Genomic DNA, 17,341 nt, shown 5'->3' on the forward strand with positions numbered 1-17,341 from the left:
TGTCATACTAAACTCTTAGAGTTTTGGACAATCCTGAATTAACAACGGAGTATTTCCATGCCACGTCGTCGCGTCATTGGTCAGCGTAAAATTCTGCCGGATCCGAAGTTCGGATCAGAACTGCTGGCTAAATTTGTCAATATCCTGATGGTAGATGGTAAAAAATCTACTGCAGAAGCAATCGTATACAGCGCGCTGGAGACCCTGGCTCAGCGCTCTGGTAAAAATGAACTGGAAGCTTTCGAAGTCGCTCTCGACAACGTGCGCCCGACTGTAGAAGTTAAGTCTCGCCGCGTTGGTGGTTCTACTTATCAGGTTCCAGTTGAAGTTCGTCCGGTTCGTCGTAATGCTCTGGCAATGCGTTGGATCGTTGAAGCTGCTCGTAAACGCGGTGATAAATCCATGGCTCTGCGCCTGGCGAACGAACTCACTGATGCTGCAGACAACAAAGGTACTGCAGTTAAGAAACGTGAAGACGTTCACCGTATGGCCGAAGCCAACAAGGCGTTCGCACACTACCGTTGGTAATCCCTTCGGAGTCATAGTCACCAGGCGGGCGCTTCAGATGAGTCGCCCGCTCTGGATAACTTAACTGAACGCCTAAAGAAATAAACGAGGAATCAAATGGCTCGTACAACACCCATCGCACGCTACCGTAACATCGGTATCAGTGCGCACATCGACGCCGGTAAAACCACTACTACCGAACGTATTCTGTTCTACACCGGTGTAAACCACAAAATCGGTGAAGTTCATGACGGCGCCGCTACCATGGACTGGATGGAGCAGGAGCAGGAACGTGGTATCACCATCACTTCCGCTGCGACTACTGCATTCTGGTCTGGTATGGCTAAGCAGTATGAACCGCACCGTGTAAACATCATCGACACCCCGGGGCACGTTGACTTCACTATCGAAGTAGAACGTTCCATGCGTGTTCTTGATGGTGCGGTAATGGTTTACTGCGCAGTTGGTGGTGTTCAGCCACAGTCTGAAACCGTATGGCGTCAGGCAAACAAATATAAAGTTCCGCGCATTGCGTTCGTTAACAAAATGGACCGCATGGGTGCGAACTTCCTGAAAGTTGTTGGTCAGATCAAAACCCGTCTGGGCGCGAACCCGGTTCCGCTGCAGCTGGCGATTGGTGCTGAAGAAGGTTTCACCGGTGTTGTTGACCTGGTGAAAATGAAAGCCATCAACTGGAACGATGCAGACCAGGGCGTTACCTTCGAATACGAAGATATCCCGGCTGACATGCAGGACCTGGCTGACGAATGGCACCAGAACCTGATCGAGTCCGCTGCGGAAGCTTCCGAAGAGCTGATGGAGAAATACCTGGGTGGTGAAGAACTGACTGAAGAAGAGATCAAAAAAGCTCTGCGTCAGCGTGTTCTGAACAACGAAATCATCCTGGTAACCTGCGGTTCTGCGTTCAAGAACAAAGGTGTTCAGGCGATGCTGGATGCGGTAATTGATTACCTGCCATCCCCGGTTGATGTTCCGGCAATCAACGGTATTCTGGACGACGGTAAAGATACCCCGGCTGAGCGTCACGCAAGCGACGAAGAGCCGTTCTCTGCACTGGCGTTCAAAATCGCTACCGACCCGTTTGTTGGTAACCTGACCTTCTTCCGTGTGTACTCCGGTGTGGTTAACTCTGGTGATACCGTACTGAACTCCGTGAAAGCTGCACGTGAGCGTTTCGGTCGTATCGTACAGATGCACGCTAACAAACGTGAAGAGATCAAAGAAGTTCGCGCGGGCGACATCGCTGCTGCTATCGGTCTGAAAGACGTAACCACTGGTGACACCCTGTGTGACCCGGATGCGCCGATCATTCTGGAGCGTATGGAATTCCCTGAGCCGGTAATCTCCATCGCCGTTGAGCCGAAAACCAAAGCTGACCAGGAAAAAATGGGTCTGGCTCTGGGTCGTCTGGCTAAAGAAGACCCGTCATTCCGCGTATGGACTGACGAAGAGTCTAACCAGACCATCATCGCCGGTATGGGTGAGCTGCACCTCGACATCATCGTTGACCGTATGAAGCGTGAATTCAACGTTGAAGCGAACGTCGGTAAACCTCAGGTTGCTTACCGTGAAGCGATTCGCGCGAAAGTTACCGATATCGAAGGTAAACACGCCAAGCAGTCTGGTGGTCGTGGTCAGTACGGTCACGTTGTGATCGACATGTACCCGCTGGAGCCGGGCTCTAACCCGAAAGGTTACGAGTTCATCAACGACATCAAAGGTGGTGTAATTCCTGGCGAATACATCCCGGCCGTTGATAAAGGCATCCAGGAACAGCTGAAAGCTGGTCCGCTGGCAGGTTACCCGGTAGTTGATATGGGTATCCGTCTGCACTTCGGTTCTTACCACGACGTTGACTCCTCTGAGCTGGCGTTTAAACTGGCTGCGTCTATTGCCTTTAAAGAAGGCTTTAAGAAAGCAAAACCAGTTCTGCTTGAGCCGATCATGAAGGTTGAAGTAGAAACTCCGGAAGAGAACACGGGTGACGTTATCGGTGACTTGAGCCGTCGTCGCGGTATGCTGCGCGGTCAGGAATCCGAAGTAACCGGCGTTAAGATCCACGCTGAAGTACCGCTGTCCGAAATGTTCGGTTATGCAACTCAGCTGCGTTCTCTGACCAAAGGTCGTGCATCATACACCATGGAATTCCTGAAGTATGATGATGCGCCGAACAACGTTGCTCAGGCCGTTATTGAAGCCCGTGGTAAATAATCCACAGGATTAAAACCTAAGTCCCGTGCTCTCTCCGAAGGGGAGAGCACTATAGTAAGGAATATAGCCGTGTCTAAAGAAAAATTTGAACGTACAAAACCGCACGTCAACGTTGGTACTATCGGCCACGTTGACCATGGTAAAACTACCCTGACTGCTGCCATCACTACCGTTCTGGCTAAAACCTACGGTGGTTCTGCTCGTGCATTCGACCAGATCGATAACGCACCGGAAGAAAAAGCTCGTGGTATCACCATCAACACCTCTCACGTTGAATATGACACCCCGACTCGCCACTACGCGCACGTAGACTGCCCGGGCCACGCCGACTATGTTAAAAACATGATCACCGGTGCTGCGCAGATGGACGGCGCGATCCTGGTTGTTGCTGCGACTGACGGCCCGATGCCGCAGACTCGTGAGCACATCCTGCTGGGTCGTCAGGTAGGCGTTCCGTACATCATCGTGTTCCTGAACAAATGCGACATGGTTGATGACGAAGAGCTGCTGGAACTGGTTGAGATGGAAGTTCGTGAACTGCTGTCTCAGTACGATTTTCCGGGCGACGACACCCCGATCGTTCGTGGTTCTGCTCTGAAAGCGCTGGAAGGCGACGCAGAGTGGGAAGCGAAAATCATCGAACTGGCTGGCCACCTGGATACCTATATCCCGGAACCAGAGCGTGCGATTGACAAGCCGTTCCTGCTGCCGATCGAAGACGTATTCTCCATCTCCGGTCGTGGTACCGTTGTTACCGGTCGTGTAGAGCGCGGTATCATCAAAGTCGGTGAAGAAGTTGAAATCGTTGGTATCAAAGATACCGCGAAAACCACCTGTACTGGCGTTGAAATGTTCCGCAAACTGCTGGACGAAGGCCGTGCTGGTGAGAACGTTGGTGTTCTGCTGCGTGGTATCAAACGTGAAGAAATCGAACGTGGTCAGGTACTGGCTAAGCCGGGCAGCATCAAGCCGCACACCAAGTTCGAATCTGAAGTGTACATCCTGTCCAAAGACGAAGGCGGCCGTCATACTCCGTTCTTCAAAGGCTACCGTCCGCAGTTCTATTTCCGTACTACTGACGTGACTGGCACCATCGAACTGCCGGAAGGCGTAGAGATGGTTATGCCGGGCGACAACATCAAAATGGTTGTTACCCTGATCCACCCGATCGCGATGGACGACGGTCTGCGTTTCGCAATCCGTGAAGGCGGCCGTACCGTTGGCGCGGGCGTTGTAGCTAAAGTTCTGGGCTAATTCGTTAGCTTCGAATAAAAAGGGCGCTTCGGCGCCCTTTTTGCTGCGCGCAGTTCCGCGAAATAACGTGTACAACACACCATTCATAACGTGCGCTGCGGCGGATAATGCGCAAATGGTCTATTGTAATCATAACTATTCTCATTTAATATTTGTGCATAAATTGAACGGGAGTTTATATGTACGTTTGTTTGTGCAATGGCGTTAGCGATAAAAAAATTCGCCAGGTTGTTCGCCAGTTTCAACCGCAATCTTTTCAGCAATTACGTAAGTTTGTTCCCGTTGGAAATCAATGCGGTAAGTGTGTTCGAGCTGCACGTGAAGTGATGGAAGATGAATTAACCACCATGCCGGAATTCAAAGAAATCGCCTGAAGTCCGCGCTTCTCTTTTGACATCCCTATAGGCCGGACTACGCTTCAATAAGTGGAAGCGGAGGGACTATATAATGAAAGGTGATGTCAAAATCATAAGTTATCTCAATAAATTATTGGGAAATGAGCTGGTCGCAATCAATCAGTACTTTCTCCATGCGAGAATGTTCAAAAACTGGGGTCTGATGCGCCTCAACGATATTGAGTACCACGAATCAATTGATGAAATGAAGCACGCCGATAAGTACATCGAGCGTATTCTTTTCCTCGAAGGCATTCCTAATCTGCAGGATCTCGGCAAACTTGGCATCGGTGAAGATGTGGAAGAGATGCTGCAGTCAGATTTACGCCTGGAGCTGGAAGGCGCGCAAAACCTGCGTGAAGCGATCGCCTATGCCGACAGCGTACATGACTATGTCAGCCGCGATATGATGATTGAGATCCTGGCGGATGAAGAAGGCCATATCGACTGGCTGGAAACCGAACTCGATCTCATTGGCAAAATTGGCCTGCAGAATTACCTGCAGTCGCAGATCAAAGTGTCAGATTAGCCAGCGTTTGCCACCCGCACCAGAAACCTGCTGCCGCCAGAAATGGCCCGAATGGCAGCGGGTTATTCTTTTCCCATTTTCTGTTGCCGCCGCACCTGGCGGACAGTCCCAATATCACCCACGCCATGCTGGCGAGCAATGACGCTACCAGCACCAGCTGCGGCAGCATTCGCCAGCCATGCCAGGCCCCAAGGGCGGCGAGATATTTTATATCGCCATAGCCTAATCCTTCATGCCCACGGACCCTGCGGTATAGCCAATAAAGGGCGGCAAACGAGAGATAGCCGGCTAGTGCTCCCCAGACAGCCTCGTTGAGCTGATGCGGCGCCAGACAGAGATAAAAAAGCAAGCCGCTCCATAGCAGGGGACAGGTGAAACGGTCTGGCAGCAAGCCGTAACGCAGGTCCTGCTGACATAATGCTAGCGTCAATCCGCTATAGCACAGTAAGAAGGGGAGGGCGGCGAGCATAGGTTACCCCGTGATGAGCAATGAACATGGCCTCACTATGCTTATCGGCTCGGCGCAGGGCAAAATGCAATTTTCGAGAGTGGATGGCGCTTTGCGGATTTATTGGCAGCGTTACGGCGCTTGCACAGCGCACTATCGCGAAGACGCGCAAATCCCGGTGATGATTTTCTAAACAGCGCTTGCGTCGTGCCAGAATTTGCGTATAATGCGCGGGCCTGTCAAAGTTGACAGCCGGTTCGATATGAACCCTGATAGTGCTTTTTGCTATCAAACAATGTCCCCAATCGGGGGACTATGTAAGAACGGTTACACTCTCCCATCAATCGTAATGGGTATGAGGAGTAATCATTTCGTCTATAAAATAATTGGAGCTCTGGTCTCATGCAGAACCAAAGAATCCGTATCCGCCTTAAAGCGTTTGATCATCGTCTGATCGATCAATCAACCGCGGAAATCGTCGAGACTGCTAAGCGCACTGGTGCGCAAGTCCGTGGTCCGATCCCGCTGCCGACCCGCAAAGAGCGCTTTACCGTTCTGATCTCCCCGCACGTCAACAAAGACGCGCGTGATCAGTACGAGATTCGCACTCACAAGCGTCTGGTTGACATCGTTGAGCCAACTGAAAAAACCGTTGATGCTCTGATGCGTCTGGATCTGGCTGCCGGTGTAGACGTGCAGATCAGCCTGGGTTAATCAGGTCATCGAGCGATTGAGAGGTTGAAACAATGATTGGTTTAGTCGGTAAAAAAGTGGGCATGACCCGCATCTTCACTGAAGATGGCGTATCTATCCCAGTAACCGTAATCGAAGTTGAAGCAAACCGCGTTACTCAGGTTAAAGACCTGGCTAACGATGGCTACCGCGCAATCCAGGTTACCACCGGTGCTAAAAAAGCTAACCGTGTAACCAAGCCGGAAGCGGGTCACTTCGCTAAAGCTGGCGTTGAAGCTGGCCGTGGTCTGTGGGAATTCCGTCTTGCTGACGGCGAAGAATTCACCGTAGGTCAGAACATTAGCGTTGAACTGTTTGCTGACGTTAAAAAAGTTGACGTAACCGGTACCTCTAAAGGTAAAGGTTTTGCTGGTACCGTTAAGCGCTGGAACTTCCGTACCCAGGACGCTACTCACGGTAACTCCTTGTCTCACCGCGTTCCGGGTTCTATCGGTCAGAACCAGACTCCGGGCAAAGTGTTCAAAGGCAAGAAAATGGCAGGTCAGCTGGGTAATGAGCGTGTAACCGTTCAGAGCCTGGACGTAGTACGTGTTGACGCTGAGCGCAACCTGCTGCTGGTTAAAGGTGCTGTCCCGGGTGCTACCGGTAGCGACCTGATCGTTAAACCAGCTGTGAAGGCGTGAGGAGATAGCAATGGAATTAGTATTGAAAGACGCGCAGAGCGCGCTGACTGTTTCCGAAACTACCTTCGGTCGTGATTTCAACGAAGCGCTGGTTCACCAGGTTGTTGTTGCTTATGCAGCTGGTGCGCGTCAGGGCACTCGTGCTCAGAAGACTCGTGCTGAAATCACTGGCTCCGGTAAAAAACCGTGGCGCCAGAAAGGTACCGGCCGTGCGCGTTCTGGTTCTATCAAGAGCCCGATCTGGCGTTCCGGTGGCGTGACCTTCGCTGCTCGTCCGCAGGACCACAGTCAAAAAGTTAACAAGAAGATGTACCGCGGCGCGCTGAAAAGCATTCTGTCCGAACTGGTACGTCAGGATCGTCTGATCGTTGTCGAGAAGTTCTCTGTTGAAGCGCCGAAAACTAAGCTGCTGGCACAGAAACTGAAAGACATGGCTCTGGAAGATGTGCTGATCATCACCGGTGAGCTGGACGAGAACCTGTTCCTGGCCGCACGTAACCTGCACAAGGTTGACGTACGTGATGCGAACGGTATCGACCCGGTTAGCCTGATCGCCTTCGACAAAGTCGTAATGACTGCTGATGCTGTTAAGCAAGTTGAGGAGATGCTGGCATGATTCGTGAAGAACGTCTGCTGAAGGTGCTGCGCGCACCGCACGTTTCTGAAAAAGCGTCTACTGCGATGGAAAAAACAAACACCATCGTTCTCAAAGTTGCTAAAGACGCGACCAAAGCAGAAATCAAAGCTGCTGTGCAGAAACTGTTTGAAGTCGAAGTCGAAGTCGTTAACACCCTGGTTGTTAAAGGGAAAGTTAAACGTCACGGACAGCGTATCGGTCGTCGTAGCGACTGGAAAAAAGCTTACGTCACCCTGAAGGAAGGCCAGAATCTGGACTTCGTTGGCGGCGCTGAGTAAGTCGGAGGAGTAATACAATGGCAGTTGTTAAATGTAAACCGACATCTCCGGGTCGTCGCCACGTCGTTAAAGTGGTTAACCCAGAGCTGCACAAGGGCAAACCTTTTGCTCCGTTGCTGGAAAAAAACAGCAAATCCGGTGGTCGTAACAACAATGGCCGTATCACCACCCGTCATATCGGTGGTGGCCACAAGCAGGCTTACCGTATTGTTGACTTCAAACGCAACAAAGATGGTATCCCGGCAGTTGTTGAACGTCTTGAGTACGATCCGAACCGCTCCGCGAACATCGCGCTGGTTCTGTACAAAGACGGCGAGCGCCGTTACATCCTGGCCCCGAAAGGCCTGAAAGCTGGTGACCAGATTCAGTCTGGCGTTGATGCTGCAATCAAAGCAGGCAACACCCTGCCGATGCGCAATATCCCGGTTGGTTCTACCGTTCATAACGTAGAAATGAAACCAGGTAAAGGCGGTCAGCTGGCACGTTCCGCTGGTACTTACGTTCAGATCGTTGCTCGTGATGGTGCTTATGTCACCCTGCGTCTGCGTTCTGGTGAAATGCGTAAAGTCGAAGCAGACTGCCGCGCTACTCTGGGCGAAGTTGGCAATGCTGAGCATATGCTGCGCGTTCTGGGTAAAGCAGGTGCTGCACGCTGGCGTGGTGTTCGTCCTACCGTTCGCGGTACTGCGATGAACCCAGTAGACCACCCACATGGTGGTGGTGAAGGTCGTAACTTTGGTAAGCACCCGGTATCCCCGTGGGGCCTGCAGACCAAAGGTAAGAAGACCCGCAGCAACAAGCGTACTGATAAATTCATCGTACGTCGCCGTAGCAAATAATTTTAGAGGATAAGCCATGCCACGTTCTCTCAAGAAAGGTCCTTTTATTGACCTGCACTTGCTGAAGAAGGTAGAGAAAGCGGTGGAAAGCGGAGACAAGAAGCCCCTGCGCACTTGGTCCCGTCGTTCAACGATCTTTCCTAACATGATCGGTTTGACCATCGCTGTCCATAATGGTCGTCAGCACGTTCCAGTCTTTGTTTCCGACGAAATGGTTGGTCACAAACTGGGTGAATTCGCACCGACTCGTACTTATCGCGGCCACGCTGCTGATAAAAAAGCGAAGAAGAAATAAGGTAGGAGGAAGAGATGGAAACTTTAGCTCAACATCGCCATGCTCGTTCTTCTGCTCAGAAGGTTCGCCTCGTAGCTGACCTGATTCGCGGTAAGAAAGTGTCGCAGGCCCTGGATATTCTGACCTACACCAACAAAAAAGCTGCTGTACTGGTCAAGAAGGTACTGGAATCTGCCATTGCTAACGCTGAACACAACGATGGCGCTGACATTGATGATCTGAAAGTTGCGAAAATTTTCGTAGACGAAGGCCCGAGCATGAAGCGCATTATGCCGCGTGCTAAAGGTCGTGCAGATCGCATCCTGAAGCGCACCAGCCACATCACTGTGGTTGTGTCCGATCGCTGAGACTCTGGAGACTAGCAATGGGTCAGAAAGTACATCCTAATGGTATTCGCCTGGGTATTGTCAAACCATGGAACTCTACCTGGTTCGCGAACACCAAAGAATTCGCTGACAACCTGGACAGCGATTTTAAAGTACGTCAGTTCCTGACAAAAGAACTGGCTAAAGCGTCTGTATCTCGCATCGTTATCGAGCGTCCGGCTAAGAGCATCCGTGTGACCATTCACACTGCTCGCCCGGGTATCGTTATCGGTAAGAAAGGCGAAGACGTAGAAAAACTGCGCAAGGTCGTAGCGGATATCGCTGGCGTACCTGCACAGATCAATATTGCCGAAGTTCGTAAGCCTGAACTGGACGCTAAATTGGTTGCTGACAGCATCACTTCTCAGCTGGAACGTCGCGTTATGTTCCGTCGTGCGATGAAGCGTGCTGTACAGAACGCAATGCGTCTGGGCGCTAAAGGTATCAAAGTTGAAGTTAGCGGCCGTCTGGGCGGCGCGGAAATCGCACGTACCGAATGGTACCGTGAAGGTCGCGTACCGCTGCACACTCTGCGTGCTGACATCGACTACAACACCTCTGAAGCGCACACCACTTACGGTGTAATCGGCGTTAAGGTATGGATCTTCAAAGGTGAGATCCTGGGTGGTATGGCTGCTGTTGAACAACCGGAACCGGCTGCTCAACCTAAAAAGCAGCAGCGTAAAGGCCGTAAATAAGGAGCGTCGCTGATGTTACAACCAAAGCGTACAAAATTCCGTAAAGTGCACAAAGGCCGCAACCGTGGTCTGGCGCAGGGTACGGATGTTAGCTTCGGCACTTTCGGTCTGAAAGCTGTTGGCCGTGGTCGTCTGACTGCCCGTCAGATCGAAGCAGCACGTCGTGCTATGACCCGTGCAGTTAAGCGTCAAGGTAAGATCTGGATCCGTGTATTCCCGGACAAACCGATCACCGAGAAGCCGCTGGAAGTTCGTATGGGTAAAGGTAAAGGTAACGTGGAGTACTGGGTTGCCTTGATTCAGCCGGGTAAAGTCCTGTATGAAATGGACGGCGTACCGGAAGAGCTGGCCCGTGAAGCATTCGGCCTGGCAGCAGCGAAACTGCCGATCAAAACCACCTTTGTAACTAAGACGGTGATGTAATGAAAGCAAAAGAGCTGCGTGAAAAAAGCGTTGAAGAGCTGAACGCTGAGCTGCTGAACCTGCTGCGTGAGCAGTTCAACCTGCGTATGCAGGCTGCAAGTGGCCAGCTGCAACAGACTCATCTGCTGAAGCAAGTGCGTCGTGATGTTGCACGCGTTAAGACTTTACTGACTCAGAAGGCGGGTGCGTAATGACCGATAAAATCCGTACTCTGCAAGGTCGCGTAGTTAGCGACAAAATGGAGAAATCCATTGTTGTTGCTATCGAACGTATGGTGAAACACCCGGTATACGGCAAATTCATCAAACGTACGACCAAACTGCACGTACATGACGAGAACAACGAATGCGGTATCGGTGACGTGGTTGAAATCCGCGAATGCCGTCCGCTGTCCAAGACTAAGTCCTGGACGCTGGTTCGCGTTGTAGAGAAAGCGGTTCTGTAATAGAGTACGCATTCTCGATACGGATAAACGGCTCAGCGATGAGCCGTTTATTTTTTCTACCCATATCTGGTTTGTGGTGTTATAATGCCGCGCCCTCGATATGGGGCTTTTTAACGACCCTAATTTTCGGGTCTCAGTAGTAGTTGACATTAGCGGAGCACTAAAATGATCCAAGAACAGACTATGCTGAACGTCGCCGACAACTCCGGTGCACGTCGCGTAATGTGTATCAAGGTTCTGGGTGGCTCGCACCGTCGCTACGCAGGCGTAGGCGACATCATCAAGATCACCATCAAGGAAGCAATTCCGCGTGGTAAGGTCAAAAAAGGTGATGTGCTGAAGGCGGTAGTGGTGCGCACCAAGAAGGGTGTTCGTCGCCCGGACGGTTCTGTCATTCGCTTCGATGGTAATGCATGCGTTATTCTGAACAATAACAGCGAGCAGCCTATCGGTACGCGTATTTTTGGGCCGGTAACTCGTGAACTTCGTACCGAGAAGTTCATGAAAATTATCTCTCTGGCACCAGAAGTACTCTAAGGAGCGAATCATGGCAGCTAAAATCCGTCGTGATGACGAAGTTATCGTGTTAACCGGTAAAGATAAAGGTAAACGCGGTAAAGTAAAAAATGTCCTGTCTTCCGGCAAGGTCATTGTTGAAGGTATCAACCTGGTTAAGAAACATCAGAAGCCGGTTCCGGCCCTGAACCAACCAGGCGGCATTGTAGAGAAAGAAGCAGCTATTCAGATCTCTAACCTTGCTATCTTCAACGCGGCAACCGGCAAGGCTGACCGTGTAGGCTTTAGATTCGAAGACGGCAAAAAAGTCCGTTTCTTCAAATCTAATAGCGAAACTATCAAGTAATTTGGAGTAGTACGATGGCGAAACTGCATGATTACTACAAAGACGAAGTAGTCGCTAAACTCATGACTGAGTTTAACTACAATTCTGTCATGCAAGTCCCTCGGGTCGAGAAGATCACCCTGAACATGGGTGTTGGTGAAGCGATCGCTGACAAGAAACTGCTGGATAACGCAGCAGCTGACCTGACAGCAATCTCCGGTCAAAAACCGCTGATCACCAAAGCACGCAAATCAGTTGCAGGCTTCAAAATCCGTCAGGGCTATCCGATCGGCTGTAAAGTAACTCTGCGCGGCGAGCGCATGTGGGAGTTCTTTGAGCGCCTGATCACTATTGCTGTACCGCGTATCCGTGACTTCCGTGGCTTGTCCGCTAAGTCTTTCGACGGCCGTGGTAACTACAGCATGGGTGTCCGTGAGCAGATCATCTTCCCAGAAATCGACTACGATAAAGTCGACCGCGTTCGTGGTTTGGATATTACCATTACCACTACTGCGAAATCTGATGAAGAAGGCCGCGCTCTGCTGGCTGCCTTTGACTTCCCGTTCCGCAAGTAAGGTAGGGTTACTTAATGGCTAAGCAATCAATGAAAGCACGCGAAGTAAAGCGCGTGGCTTTAGCTGATAAATTCTTCGCTAAACGCGCTGAACTGAAAGCTATCATCTCTGATGTGAACGCAACCGACGAAGATCGTTGGAACGCTGTTCTCAAGCTGCAGACTCTGCCGCGTGATTCCAGCCCGTCTCGTCAGCGTAATCGCTGCCGTCAAACAGGTCGTCCGCATGGTTTCCTGCGGAAGTTCGGGTTGAGCCGTATTAAGGTCCGTGAAGCCGCTATGCGCGGTGAAATCCCGGGTCTGAAAAAGGCTAGCTGGTAATTGTCACCAATTGAATCACGGGAGTAAAGACAGATGAGCATGCAAGATCCGATCGCGGATATGCTGACCCGTATCCGTAACGGTCAGGCCGCGAATAAAGCTGCGGTCACCATGCCTTCCTCCAAGCTGAAAGTGGCAATTGCCAACGTGCTGAAGGAAGAAGGCTTTATTGAAGATTTTAAAGTTGAAGGCGACATCAAGCCGGAACTGGAACTGACTCTTAAGTATTTCCAGGGTAAAGCTGTTGTAGAAAGCATTCAGCGTGTCAGCCGCCCAGGTCTGCGCATCTACAAACGTAAAGATGAGCTGCCGAAAGTTATGGCGGGTCTGGGTATCGCAGTTGTTTCTACCTCTAAAGGTGTTATGACTGATCGTGCAGCGCGCCAGGCTGGTCTTGGTGGCGAAATTATCTGCTACGTAGCCTAATCGGAGGAAAAAATGTCTCGTGTTGCTAAAGCACCGGTCGTTGTTCCTGCCGGCGTTGATGTTAAAGTCAACGGTCAGGTTATTACGATCAAAGGTAAAAATGGCGAGCTGACTCGTACTCTCAACGATGCTGTTGAAGTTAAACATGCAGATAATGCTCTGACCTTCGGTCCGCGTGATGGTTACGTAGACGGATGGGCTCAGGCTGGTACCGCGCGTGCCCTGCTGAACTCAATGGTTATCGGTGTTACCGAAGGCTTCACTAAAAAGCTTCAGCTGGTTGGTGTAGGCTATCGTGCAGCGGTTAAAGGGGATGTAGTAAACCTGGCTTTAGGTTTCTCTCATCCTGTTGAACATAAGCTGCCGGCCGGTATCACTGCAGAATGTCCGACTCAAACTGAAATCGTGCTGAAAGGCGCTGATAAGCAGGTGATCGGCCAGGTTGCAGCAGATCTGCGCGCCTACCGTCGTCCTGAGCCTTATAAAGGCAAGGGTGTTCGTTACGCCGACGAAGTCGTGCGTACCAAAGAGGCTAAGAAGAAGTAAGGTAACACTATGGATAAGAAATCTGCTCGTATCCGTCGTGCGACCCGCGCACGCCGCAAGCTCCAGGAGCTGGGTGCAACTCGCCTGGTGGTACATCGTACCCCGCGTCATATTTACGCACAGGTAATTGCTCCGAATGGTTCTGAAGTTCTGGTAGCTGCTTCTACTGTAGAAAAAGCTATCTCTGAACAACTGAAGTACACCGGTAACAAAGACGCGGCTGCAGCTGTGGGTAAAGCTGTTGCTGAACGCGCTCTGGAAAAAGGCATCAAAGATGTTTCCTTTGACCGTTCCGGGTTCCAATATCATGGTCGTGTCCAGGCACTGGCAGATGCTGCCCGTGAAGCTGGCCTTCAGTTCTAAGGTAGAGGTGTAAGATGGCTCACATCGAAAAACAAGCTGGCGAACTGCAGGAAAAGCTGATCGCGGTAAACCGCGTATCTAAAACCGTTAAAGGTGGTCGTATTTTCTCCTTCACAGCTCTGACTGTAGTTGGTGATGGTAACGGTCGCGTTGGTTTTGGTTACGGTAAAGCGCGTGAAGTTCCAGCAGCGATCCAGAAAGCGATGGAAAAAGCCCGTCGCAACATGATTAACGTCGCGCTGAACAACGGCACCCTGCAACACCCGGTTAAAGGTGTTCACACGGGTTCTCGTGTATTCATGCAGCCAGCTTCCGAAGGTACCGGTATCATCGCCGGTGGTGCAATGCGCGCCGTTCTGGAAGTTGCTGGGGTTCATAACGTTCTGGCTAAAGCATACGGTTCCACCAACCCGATCAACGTGGTTCGTGCAACTATTGATGGCCTGGAAAATATGAATTCTCCAGAAATGGTCGCTGCCAAGCGTGGTAAATCCGTTGAAGAAATTCTGGGGAAATAAACCATGGCAAAGACTATTAAAATTACTCAAACCCGCAGTGCAATCGGTCGTCTGCCGAAACACAAGGCAACACTGCTTGGCCTGGGTCTGCGTCGTATTGGTCACACCGTAGAGCGCGAGGATACTCCTGCTGTTCGTGGTATGGTCAACGCGGTTTCCTTCATGGTTAAAGTTGAGGAGTAAGAGATGCGTTTAAATACTCTGTCTCCGGCCGAAGGCTCCAAAAAGGCGGGTAAACGCCTGGGTCGTGGTATCGGTTCTGGCCTCGGTAAAACCGGTGGTCGTGGTCACAAAGGTCAGAAGTCTCGTTCTGGCGGTGGCGTACGTCGCGGTTTCGAGGGTGGTCAGATGCCTCTGTACCGTCGTCTGCCGAAATTCGGCTTCACTTCTCGTAAAGCGATGATCACCGCAGAGATCCGTCTCTCCGATCTGGCTCACGTAGAAGGCGATGTAGTAGACCTGAACGCGCTGAAAGCGGCAAACATTATCGGTGTCCAGATCGAGTTCGCGAAAGTGATCCTGTCTGGTGAGGTAACTCGTCCGGTAACTGTTCGTGGCCTGCGTGTGACTAAAGGTGCTCGTGCTGCTATCGAAGCTGCTGGCGGTAAAATTGAGGAATAAGTAGCAGATGGCTAAACAACCGGGATTAGATTTTCAAAGTGCCAAAGGTGGCCTTGGCGAACTGAAACGCAGACTTCTGTTTGTGGTCGGTGCGCTGATAGTGTTCCGTATTGGCTCTTTTATTCCGATCCCTGGTATTGATGCCGCTGTACTTGCCAAACTGCTTGAGCAACAGCGAGGCACCATCATTGAAATGTTCAACATGTTCTCTGGTGGTGCTCTCAGCCGTGCTTCTATCTTTGCACTGGGGATTATGCCGTATATCTCGGCATCTATCATCGTGCAGCTGCTGACGGTGGTTTACCAACCGCTGGCAGAGCTGAAGAAAGAAGGGGAGTCTGGTCGTCGTAAGATCAGCCAGTACACCCGCTACGGTACTCTGGTGCTGGCGATATTCCAGTCGATCGGTATTGCTACCGGTCTGCCGAATATGCCTGGTATGCAGGGCCTGGTGATTAATCCAGGCTTTGCGTTCTATTTCACCGCTGTTGTAAGTCTGGTCACAGGGACTATGTTCCTGATGTGGCTCGGCGAACAGATCACTGAACGCGGTATCGGTAACGGTATCTCGATCCTGATCTTCGCCGGGATCGTTGCGGGACTCCCGCCGGCCATCGCCCATACTATCGAGCAAGCGCGTCAAGGCGACCTGCACTTCCTCCTGTTGCTGTTGGTTGCAGTATTAGTATTTGCAGTGACCTTCTTTGTTGTATTCGTTGAACGTGGTCAACGCCGCATTGTGGTAAACTACGCGAAACGGCAGCAGGGTCGTCGTGTCTATGCTGCACAGAGCACACATTTACCGCTGAAAGTGAATATGGCGGGGGTAATCCCGGCAATCTTCGCTTCCAGTATTATACTGTTCCCGGCAACCATCACGTCATGGTTCGGGGGTGGTACTGGTTGGAACTGGCTGACAACAATTTCGCTGTATTTGCAGCCTGGGCAACCGCTTTATGTGTTACTCTATGCGTCTGCAATCATCTTCTTCTGTTTCTTCTACACGGCGTTGGTTTTCAACCCGCGTGAAACAGCAGATAACCTGAAGAAGTCCGGTGCATTTGTACCAGGAATTCGTCCGGGAGAGCAAACGGCGAAGTATATCGATAAAGTGATGACTCGCCTGACACTGGTTGGTGCGTTGTATATTACTTTTATCTGCCTGATCCCGGAGTTCATGCGTGACGCGATGAAAGTGCCGTTCTACTTCGGTGGGACATCGCTGCTTATCGTTGTTGTCGTGATTATGGACTTTATGGCTCAAGTGCAAACTCTGATGATGTCCAGTCAGTATGAGTCTGCATTGAAGAAGGCGAACCTGAAAGGCTACGGCCGTTAAAACTGGTCGCCCGAGAAGTTACGGAGAGTAAAAATGAAAGTTCGTGCTTCCGTCAAGAAATTATGCCGTAACTGCAAAATCGTTAAGCGTGATGGCGTCATCCGTGTGATTTGCAGTGCCGAGCCGAAGCATAAACAGCGCCAAGGCTGATTTATTCGCATATTTTTCTTGCAAAGTTGGATTGAGCTGGCTAGATTAGCCAGCCAATCTTTTGTATGTCTGTACGTTTCCATTTGAGTATCCTGAAAACGGGCTTTTCAGCATGGTACGTACATATTAAATAGTAGGAGTGCATAGTGGCCCGTATAGCAGGCATTAACATTCCTGATCACAAACATACCGTAATCGCTTTAACCGCTATTTTCGGTATCGGCAAAACCCGTTCTAAAGCTATCTGCGCTGAAACGGGCATCGCTGAAAATGTTAAGATCAGTGAGCTGTCTGAAGAACAAATTGATATTCTGCGTGAAGCAGTAGGTAAATTTGTCGTTGAAGGTGATCTGCGCCGTGAAATCACCCTGAGCATCAAGCGTCTGATGGACCTTGGTTGCTACCGTGGTTTACGCCATCGTCGTGGTCTTCCGGTTCGCGGTCAGCGTACCAAGACCAACGCACGTACCCGTAAGGGTCCGCGTAAACCGATCAAGAAATAATCGGGGTGATTGAATAATGGCAAAGGCACCAGTTCGTGCACGTAAGCGTGTAAGAAAACAAGTCTCTGATGGCGTGGCTCATATCCATGCTTCTTTTAACAACACCATCGTTACTATCACTGATCGTCAGGGTAACGCACTGGGTTGGGCAACAGCCGGTGGTTCCGGTTTCCGTGGTTCTCGCAAATCCACTCCGTTTGCAGCTCAGGTTGCAGCAGAGCGTTGCGCAGAAGCCGTAAAAGAATACGGCATCAAGAATCTGGAAGTTATGGTCAAAGGTCCGGGTCCGGGTCGCGAATCTACCATTCGTGCACTGAACGCCGCTGGTTTCCGCATCACTAATATTACTGATGTGACTCCGATCCCTCATAACGGTTGTCGTCCGCCGAAAAAACGTCGCGTATAACGCTACGTTTTC

At 50.9% G+C, this 17,341-nt stretch carries 32 protein-coding genes; 31 read left to right on the top strand and 1 reads right to left on the bottom strand.

The window, feature by feature from the left end; genetic code table 11:
* Window positions 1-57: 57 nt before the first annotated feature.
* The 5 genes from rpsG to bfr all read left to right on the top strand — a co-directional run bounded on the left by rpsG (window position 58) and on the right by bfr (window position 4,917).
* Window positions 58-528 carry a 30S ribosomal protein S7 gene (gene rpsG, locus DTA24_RS02250; RefSeq protein ID WP_008807044.1) on the top strand — a complete coding sequence of 157 codons (471 nt, stop codon included), beginning with the start codon at window positions 58-60 and terminating at the stop codon, window positions 526-528.
* A gap of 96 nt (window positions 529-624) precedes the next feature.
* Window positions 625-2,739, top strand: a complete 2,115-nt coding sequence (gene fusA / locus DTA24_RS02255) for an elongation factor G (RefSeq protein WP_008807045.1) — start codon at window positions 625-627, stop codon at window positions 2,737-2,739.
* 69 nt (window positions 2,740-2,808) lie between these two features.
* Window positions 2,809-3,993, top strand: a complete 1,185-nt coding sequence (gene tuf / locus DTA24_RS02260) for an elongation factor Tu (RefSeq protein WP_012540432.1) — start codon at window positions 2,809-2,811, stop codon at window positions 3,991-3,993.
* Window positions 3,994-4,172: 179 nt separating this feature from the next.
* Window positions 4,173-4,367, top strand: a complete 195-nt coding sequence (gene bfd, locus DTA24_RS02265) for a bacterioferritin-associated ferredoxin (RefSeq protein WP_004152415.1) — start codon at window positions 4,173-4,175, stop codon at window positions 4,365-4,367.
* A 73-nt stretch (window positions 4,368-4,440) separates the two neighbouring features.
* A complete protein-coding gene (bfr, locus tag DTA24_RS02270) occupies window positions 4,441-4,917 on the top strand; it encodes a bacterioferritin (RefSeq protein ID WP_004206792.1) in 477 nt (158 codons plus the stop codon).
* Here bfr and DTA24_RS02275 read toward each other — a convergent pair.
* Complete coding sequence (locus tag DTA24_RS02275; protein WP_070611430.1) at window positions 4,901-5,386, bottom strand: prepilin peptidase; 486 nt, start codon at window positions 5,384-5,386, stop codon at window positions 4,901-4,903. The two genes, bfr and DTA24_RS02275, sit on opposite strands and share 17 nt — an antisense overlap.
* A gap of 13 nt (window positions 5,387-5,399) precedes the next feature.
* Here DTA24_RS02275 and DTA24_RS27880 point away from each other — a divergent pair, with 13 nt between their 5' ends.
* The 26 genes from DTA24_RS27880 to rpsK all read left to right on the top strand — a co-directional run bounded on the left by DTA24_RS27880 (window position 5,400) and on the right by rpsK (window position 17,329).
* Window positions 5,400-5,558, top strand: a complete 159-nt coding sequence (locus DTA24_RS27880) for a hypothetical protein (protein ID WP_153242722.1) — start codon at window positions 5,400-5,402, stop codon at window positions 5,556-5,558.
* A gap of 209 nt (window positions 5,559-5,767) precedes the next feature.
* Window positions 5,768-6,079 (top strand): 30S ribosomal protein S10, encoded by a 312-nt coding sequence (gene rpsJ / locus DTA24_RS02280; protein ID WP_001181005.1) that lies wholly within the window; start codon window positions 5,768-5,770, stop codon window positions 6,077-6,079.
* A gap of 32 nt (window positions 6,080-6,111) precedes the next feature.
* The gene (rplC, locus tag DTA24_RS02285) at window positions 6,112-6,741 is read left to right on the top strand and encodes a 50S ribosomal protein L3 (protein ID WP_002919796.1); all 630 of its coding nucleotides are present in this window, start codon (window positions 6,112-6,114) and stop codon (window positions 6,739-6,741) included.
* 10 nt (window positions 6,742-6,751) lie between these two features.
* Complete coding sequence (gene rplD / locus DTA24_RS02290; protein WP_002919794.1) at window positions 6,752-7,357, top strand: 50S ribosomal protein L4; 606 nt, start codon at window positions 6,752-6,754, stop codon at window positions 7,355-7,357.
* On the top strand, window positions 7,354-7,656 hold the full coding sequence (gene rplW / locus DTA24_RS02295; RefSeq protein WP_000617546.1) for a 50S ribosomal protein L23: 303 nt from the start codon (window positions 7,354-7,356) through the stop codon (window positions 7,654-7,656). The genes rplD and rplW overlap by 4 nt, the downstream gene beginning before the upstream one ends.
* Window positions 7,657-7,673: 17 nt before the next feature.
* Window positions 7,674-8,495, top strand: a complete 822-nt coding sequence (gene rplB / locus DTA24_RS02300; protein WP_002919786.1) for a 50S ribosomal protein L2 — start codon at window positions 7,674-7,676, stop codon at window positions 8,493-8,495.
* A gap of 16 nt (window positions 8,496-8,511) precedes the next feature.
* Window positions 8,512-8,790: a 30S ribosomal protein S19 gene (rpsS, locus tag DTA24_RS02305; RefSeq protein WP_001138115.1), complete on the top strand. Its 279-nt coding sequence runs from the start codon at window positions 8,512-8,514 to the stop codon at window positions 8,788-8,790.
* Between the two features lie 14 nt (window positions 8,791-8,804).
* Entirely contained in the window at window positions 8,805-9,137 is a 333-nt protein-coding gene (gene rplV / locus DTA24_RS02310; RefSeq protein WP_002919773.1) for a 50S ribosomal protein L22, read from the top strand.
* Window positions 9,138-9,154: 17 nt separating this feature from the next.
* Window positions 9,155-9,853, top strand: a complete 699-nt coding sequence (gene rpsC / locus DTA24_RS02315; protein ID WP_002919766.1) for a 30S ribosomal protein S3 — start codon at window positions 9,155-9,157, stop codon at window positions 9,851-9,853.
* Window positions 9,854-9,865: 12 nt separating this feature from the next.
* Window positions 9,866-10,276, top strand: a complete 411-nt coding sequence (rplP, locus tag DTA24_RS02320) for a 50S ribosomal protein L16 (RefSeq protein ID WP_002919759.1) — start codon at window positions 9,866-9,868, stop codon at window positions 10,274-10,276.
* Window positions 10,276-10,467 carry a 50S ribosomal protein L29 gene (gene rpmC / locus DTA24_RS02325; RefSeq protein ID WP_002919754.1) on the top strand — a complete coding sequence of 64 codons (192 nt, stop codon included), beginning with the start codon at window positions 10,276-10,278 and terminating at the stop codon, window positions 10,465-10,467. Before rplP ends, rpmC begins: the two co-directional genes overlap by 1 nt.
* Window positions 10,467-10,721, top strand: coding sequence for a 30S ribosomal protein S17 (rpsQ, locus tag DTA24_RS02330; protein WP_004106347.1), 255 nt, complete (start codon window positions 10,467-10,469; stop codon window positions 10,719-10,721). The genes rpmC and rpsQ overlap by 1 nt, the downstream gene beginning before the upstream one ends.
* A gap of 165 nt (window positions 10,722-10,886) precedes the next feature.
* The gene (rplN, locus tag DTA24_RS02335; RefSeq protein WP_002919748.1) at window positions 10,887-11,258 is read left to right on the top strand and encodes a 50S ribosomal protein L14; all 372 of its coding nucleotides are present in this window, start codon (window positions 10,887-10,889) and stop codon (window positions 11,256-11,258) included.
* 10 nt (window positions 11,259-11,268) lie between these two features.
* Window positions 11,269-11,583 carry a 50S ribosomal protein L24 gene (gene rplX / locus DTA24_RS02340; protein WP_003031122.1) on the top strand — a complete coding sequence of 105 codons (315 nt, stop codon included), beginning with the start codon at window positions 11,269-11,271 and terminating at the stop codon, window positions 11,581-11,583.
* A 14-nt stretch (window positions 11,584-11,597) separates the two neighbouring features.
* Complete coding sequence (rplE, locus tag DTA24_RS02345; protein WP_003031123.1) at window positions 11,598-12,137, top strand: 50S ribosomal protein L5; 540 nt, start codon at window positions 11,598-11,600, stop codon at window positions 12,135-12,137.
* Window positions 12,138-12,151: 14 nt separating this feature from the next.
* The gene (gene rpsN, locus DTA24_RS02350) at window positions 12,152-12,457 is read left to right on the top strand and encodes a 30S ribosomal protein S14 (protein ID WP_002919667.1); all 306 of its coding nucleotides are present in this window, start codon (window positions 12,152-12,154) and stop codon (window positions 12,455-12,457) included.
* A gap of 33 nt (window positions 12,458-12,490) precedes the next feature.
* Entirely contained in the window at window positions 12,491-12,883 is a 393-nt protein-coding gene (rpsH, locus tag DTA24_RS02355; protein ID WP_008807048.1) for a 30S ribosomal protein S8, read from the top strand.
* Window positions 12,884-12,895: 12 nt separating this feature from the next.
* Complete coding sequence (gene rplF / locus DTA24_RS02360; RefSeq protein ID WP_008807049.1) at window positions 12,896-13,429, top strand: 50S ribosomal protein L6; 534 nt, start codon at window positions 12,896-12,898, stop codon at window positions 13,427-13,429.
* A gap of 9 nt (window positions 13,430-13,438) precedes the next feature.
* On the top strand, window positions 13,439-13,792 hold the full coding sequence (rplR, locus tag DTA24_RS02365) for a 50S ribosomal protein L18 (RefSeq protein WP_006817270.1): 354 nt from the start codon (window positions 13,439-13,441) through the stop codon (window positions 13,790-13,792).
* 14 nt (window positions 13,793-13,806) lie between these two features.
* Complete coding sequence (rpsE, locus tag DTA24_RS02370; protein ID WP_000940121.1) at window positions 13,807-14,310, top strand: 30S ribosomal protein S5; 504 nt, start codon at window positions 13,807-13,809, stop codon at window positions 14,308-14,310.
* A gap of 3 nt (window positions 14,311-14,313) precedes the next feature.
* Window positions 14,314-14,493, top strand: coding sequence for a 50S ribosomal protein L30 (rpmD, locus tag DTA24_RS02375; protein WP_001140434.1), 180 nt, complete (start codon window positions 14,314-14,316; stop codon window positions 14,491-14,493).
* Between the two features lie 3 nt (window positions 14,494-14,496).
* Window positions 14,497-14,931, top strand: coding sequence for a 50S ribosomal protein L15 (gene rplO, locus DTA24_RS02380; protein ID WP_002919516.1), 435 nt, complete (start codon window positions 14,497-14,499; stop codon window positions 14,929-14,931).
* Window positions 14,932-14,938: 7 nt separating this feature from the next.
* Window positions 14,939-16,270: a preprotein translocase subunit SecY gene (secY, locus tag DTA24_RS02385; RefSeq protein ID WP_008807050.1), complete on the top strand. Its 1,332-nt coding sequence runs from the start codon at window positions 14,939-14,941 to the stop codon at window positions 16,268-16,270.
* 33 nt (window positions 16,271-16,303) lie between these two features.
* A complete protein-coding gene (rpmJ, locus tag DTA24_RS02390) occupies window positions 16,304-16,420 on the top strand; it encodes a 50S ribosomal protein L36 (protein WP_000868187.1) in 117 nt (38 codons plus the stop codon).
* A gap of 146 nt (window positions 16,421-16,566) precedes the next feature.
* Window positions 16,567-16,923 carry a 30S ribosomal protein S13 gene (gene rpsM, locus DTA24_RS02395; RefSeq protein ID WP_002919259.1) on the top strand — a complete coding sequence of 119 codons (357 nt, stop codon included), beginning with the start codon at window positions 16,567-16,569 and terminating at the stop codon, window positions 16,921-16,923.
* 16 nt (window positions 16,924-16,939) lie between these two features.
* Window positions 16,940-17,329 carry a 30S ribosomal protein S11 gene (gene rpsK, locus DTA24_RS02400; RefSeq protein ID WP_004388621.1) on the top strand — a complete coding sequence of 130 codons (390 nt, stop codon included), beginning with the start codon at window positions 16,940-16,942 and terminating at the stop codon, window positions 17,327-17,329.
* Window positions 17,330-17,341: the final 12 nt, after the last annotated feature.

This window comes from Klebsiella sp. P1CD1, assembly GCF_003790505.1.
Taxonomy (GTDB): Bacteria; Pseudomonadota; Gammaproteobacteria; order Enterobacterales; family Enterobacteriaceae; genus Klebsiella; species Klebsiella variicola.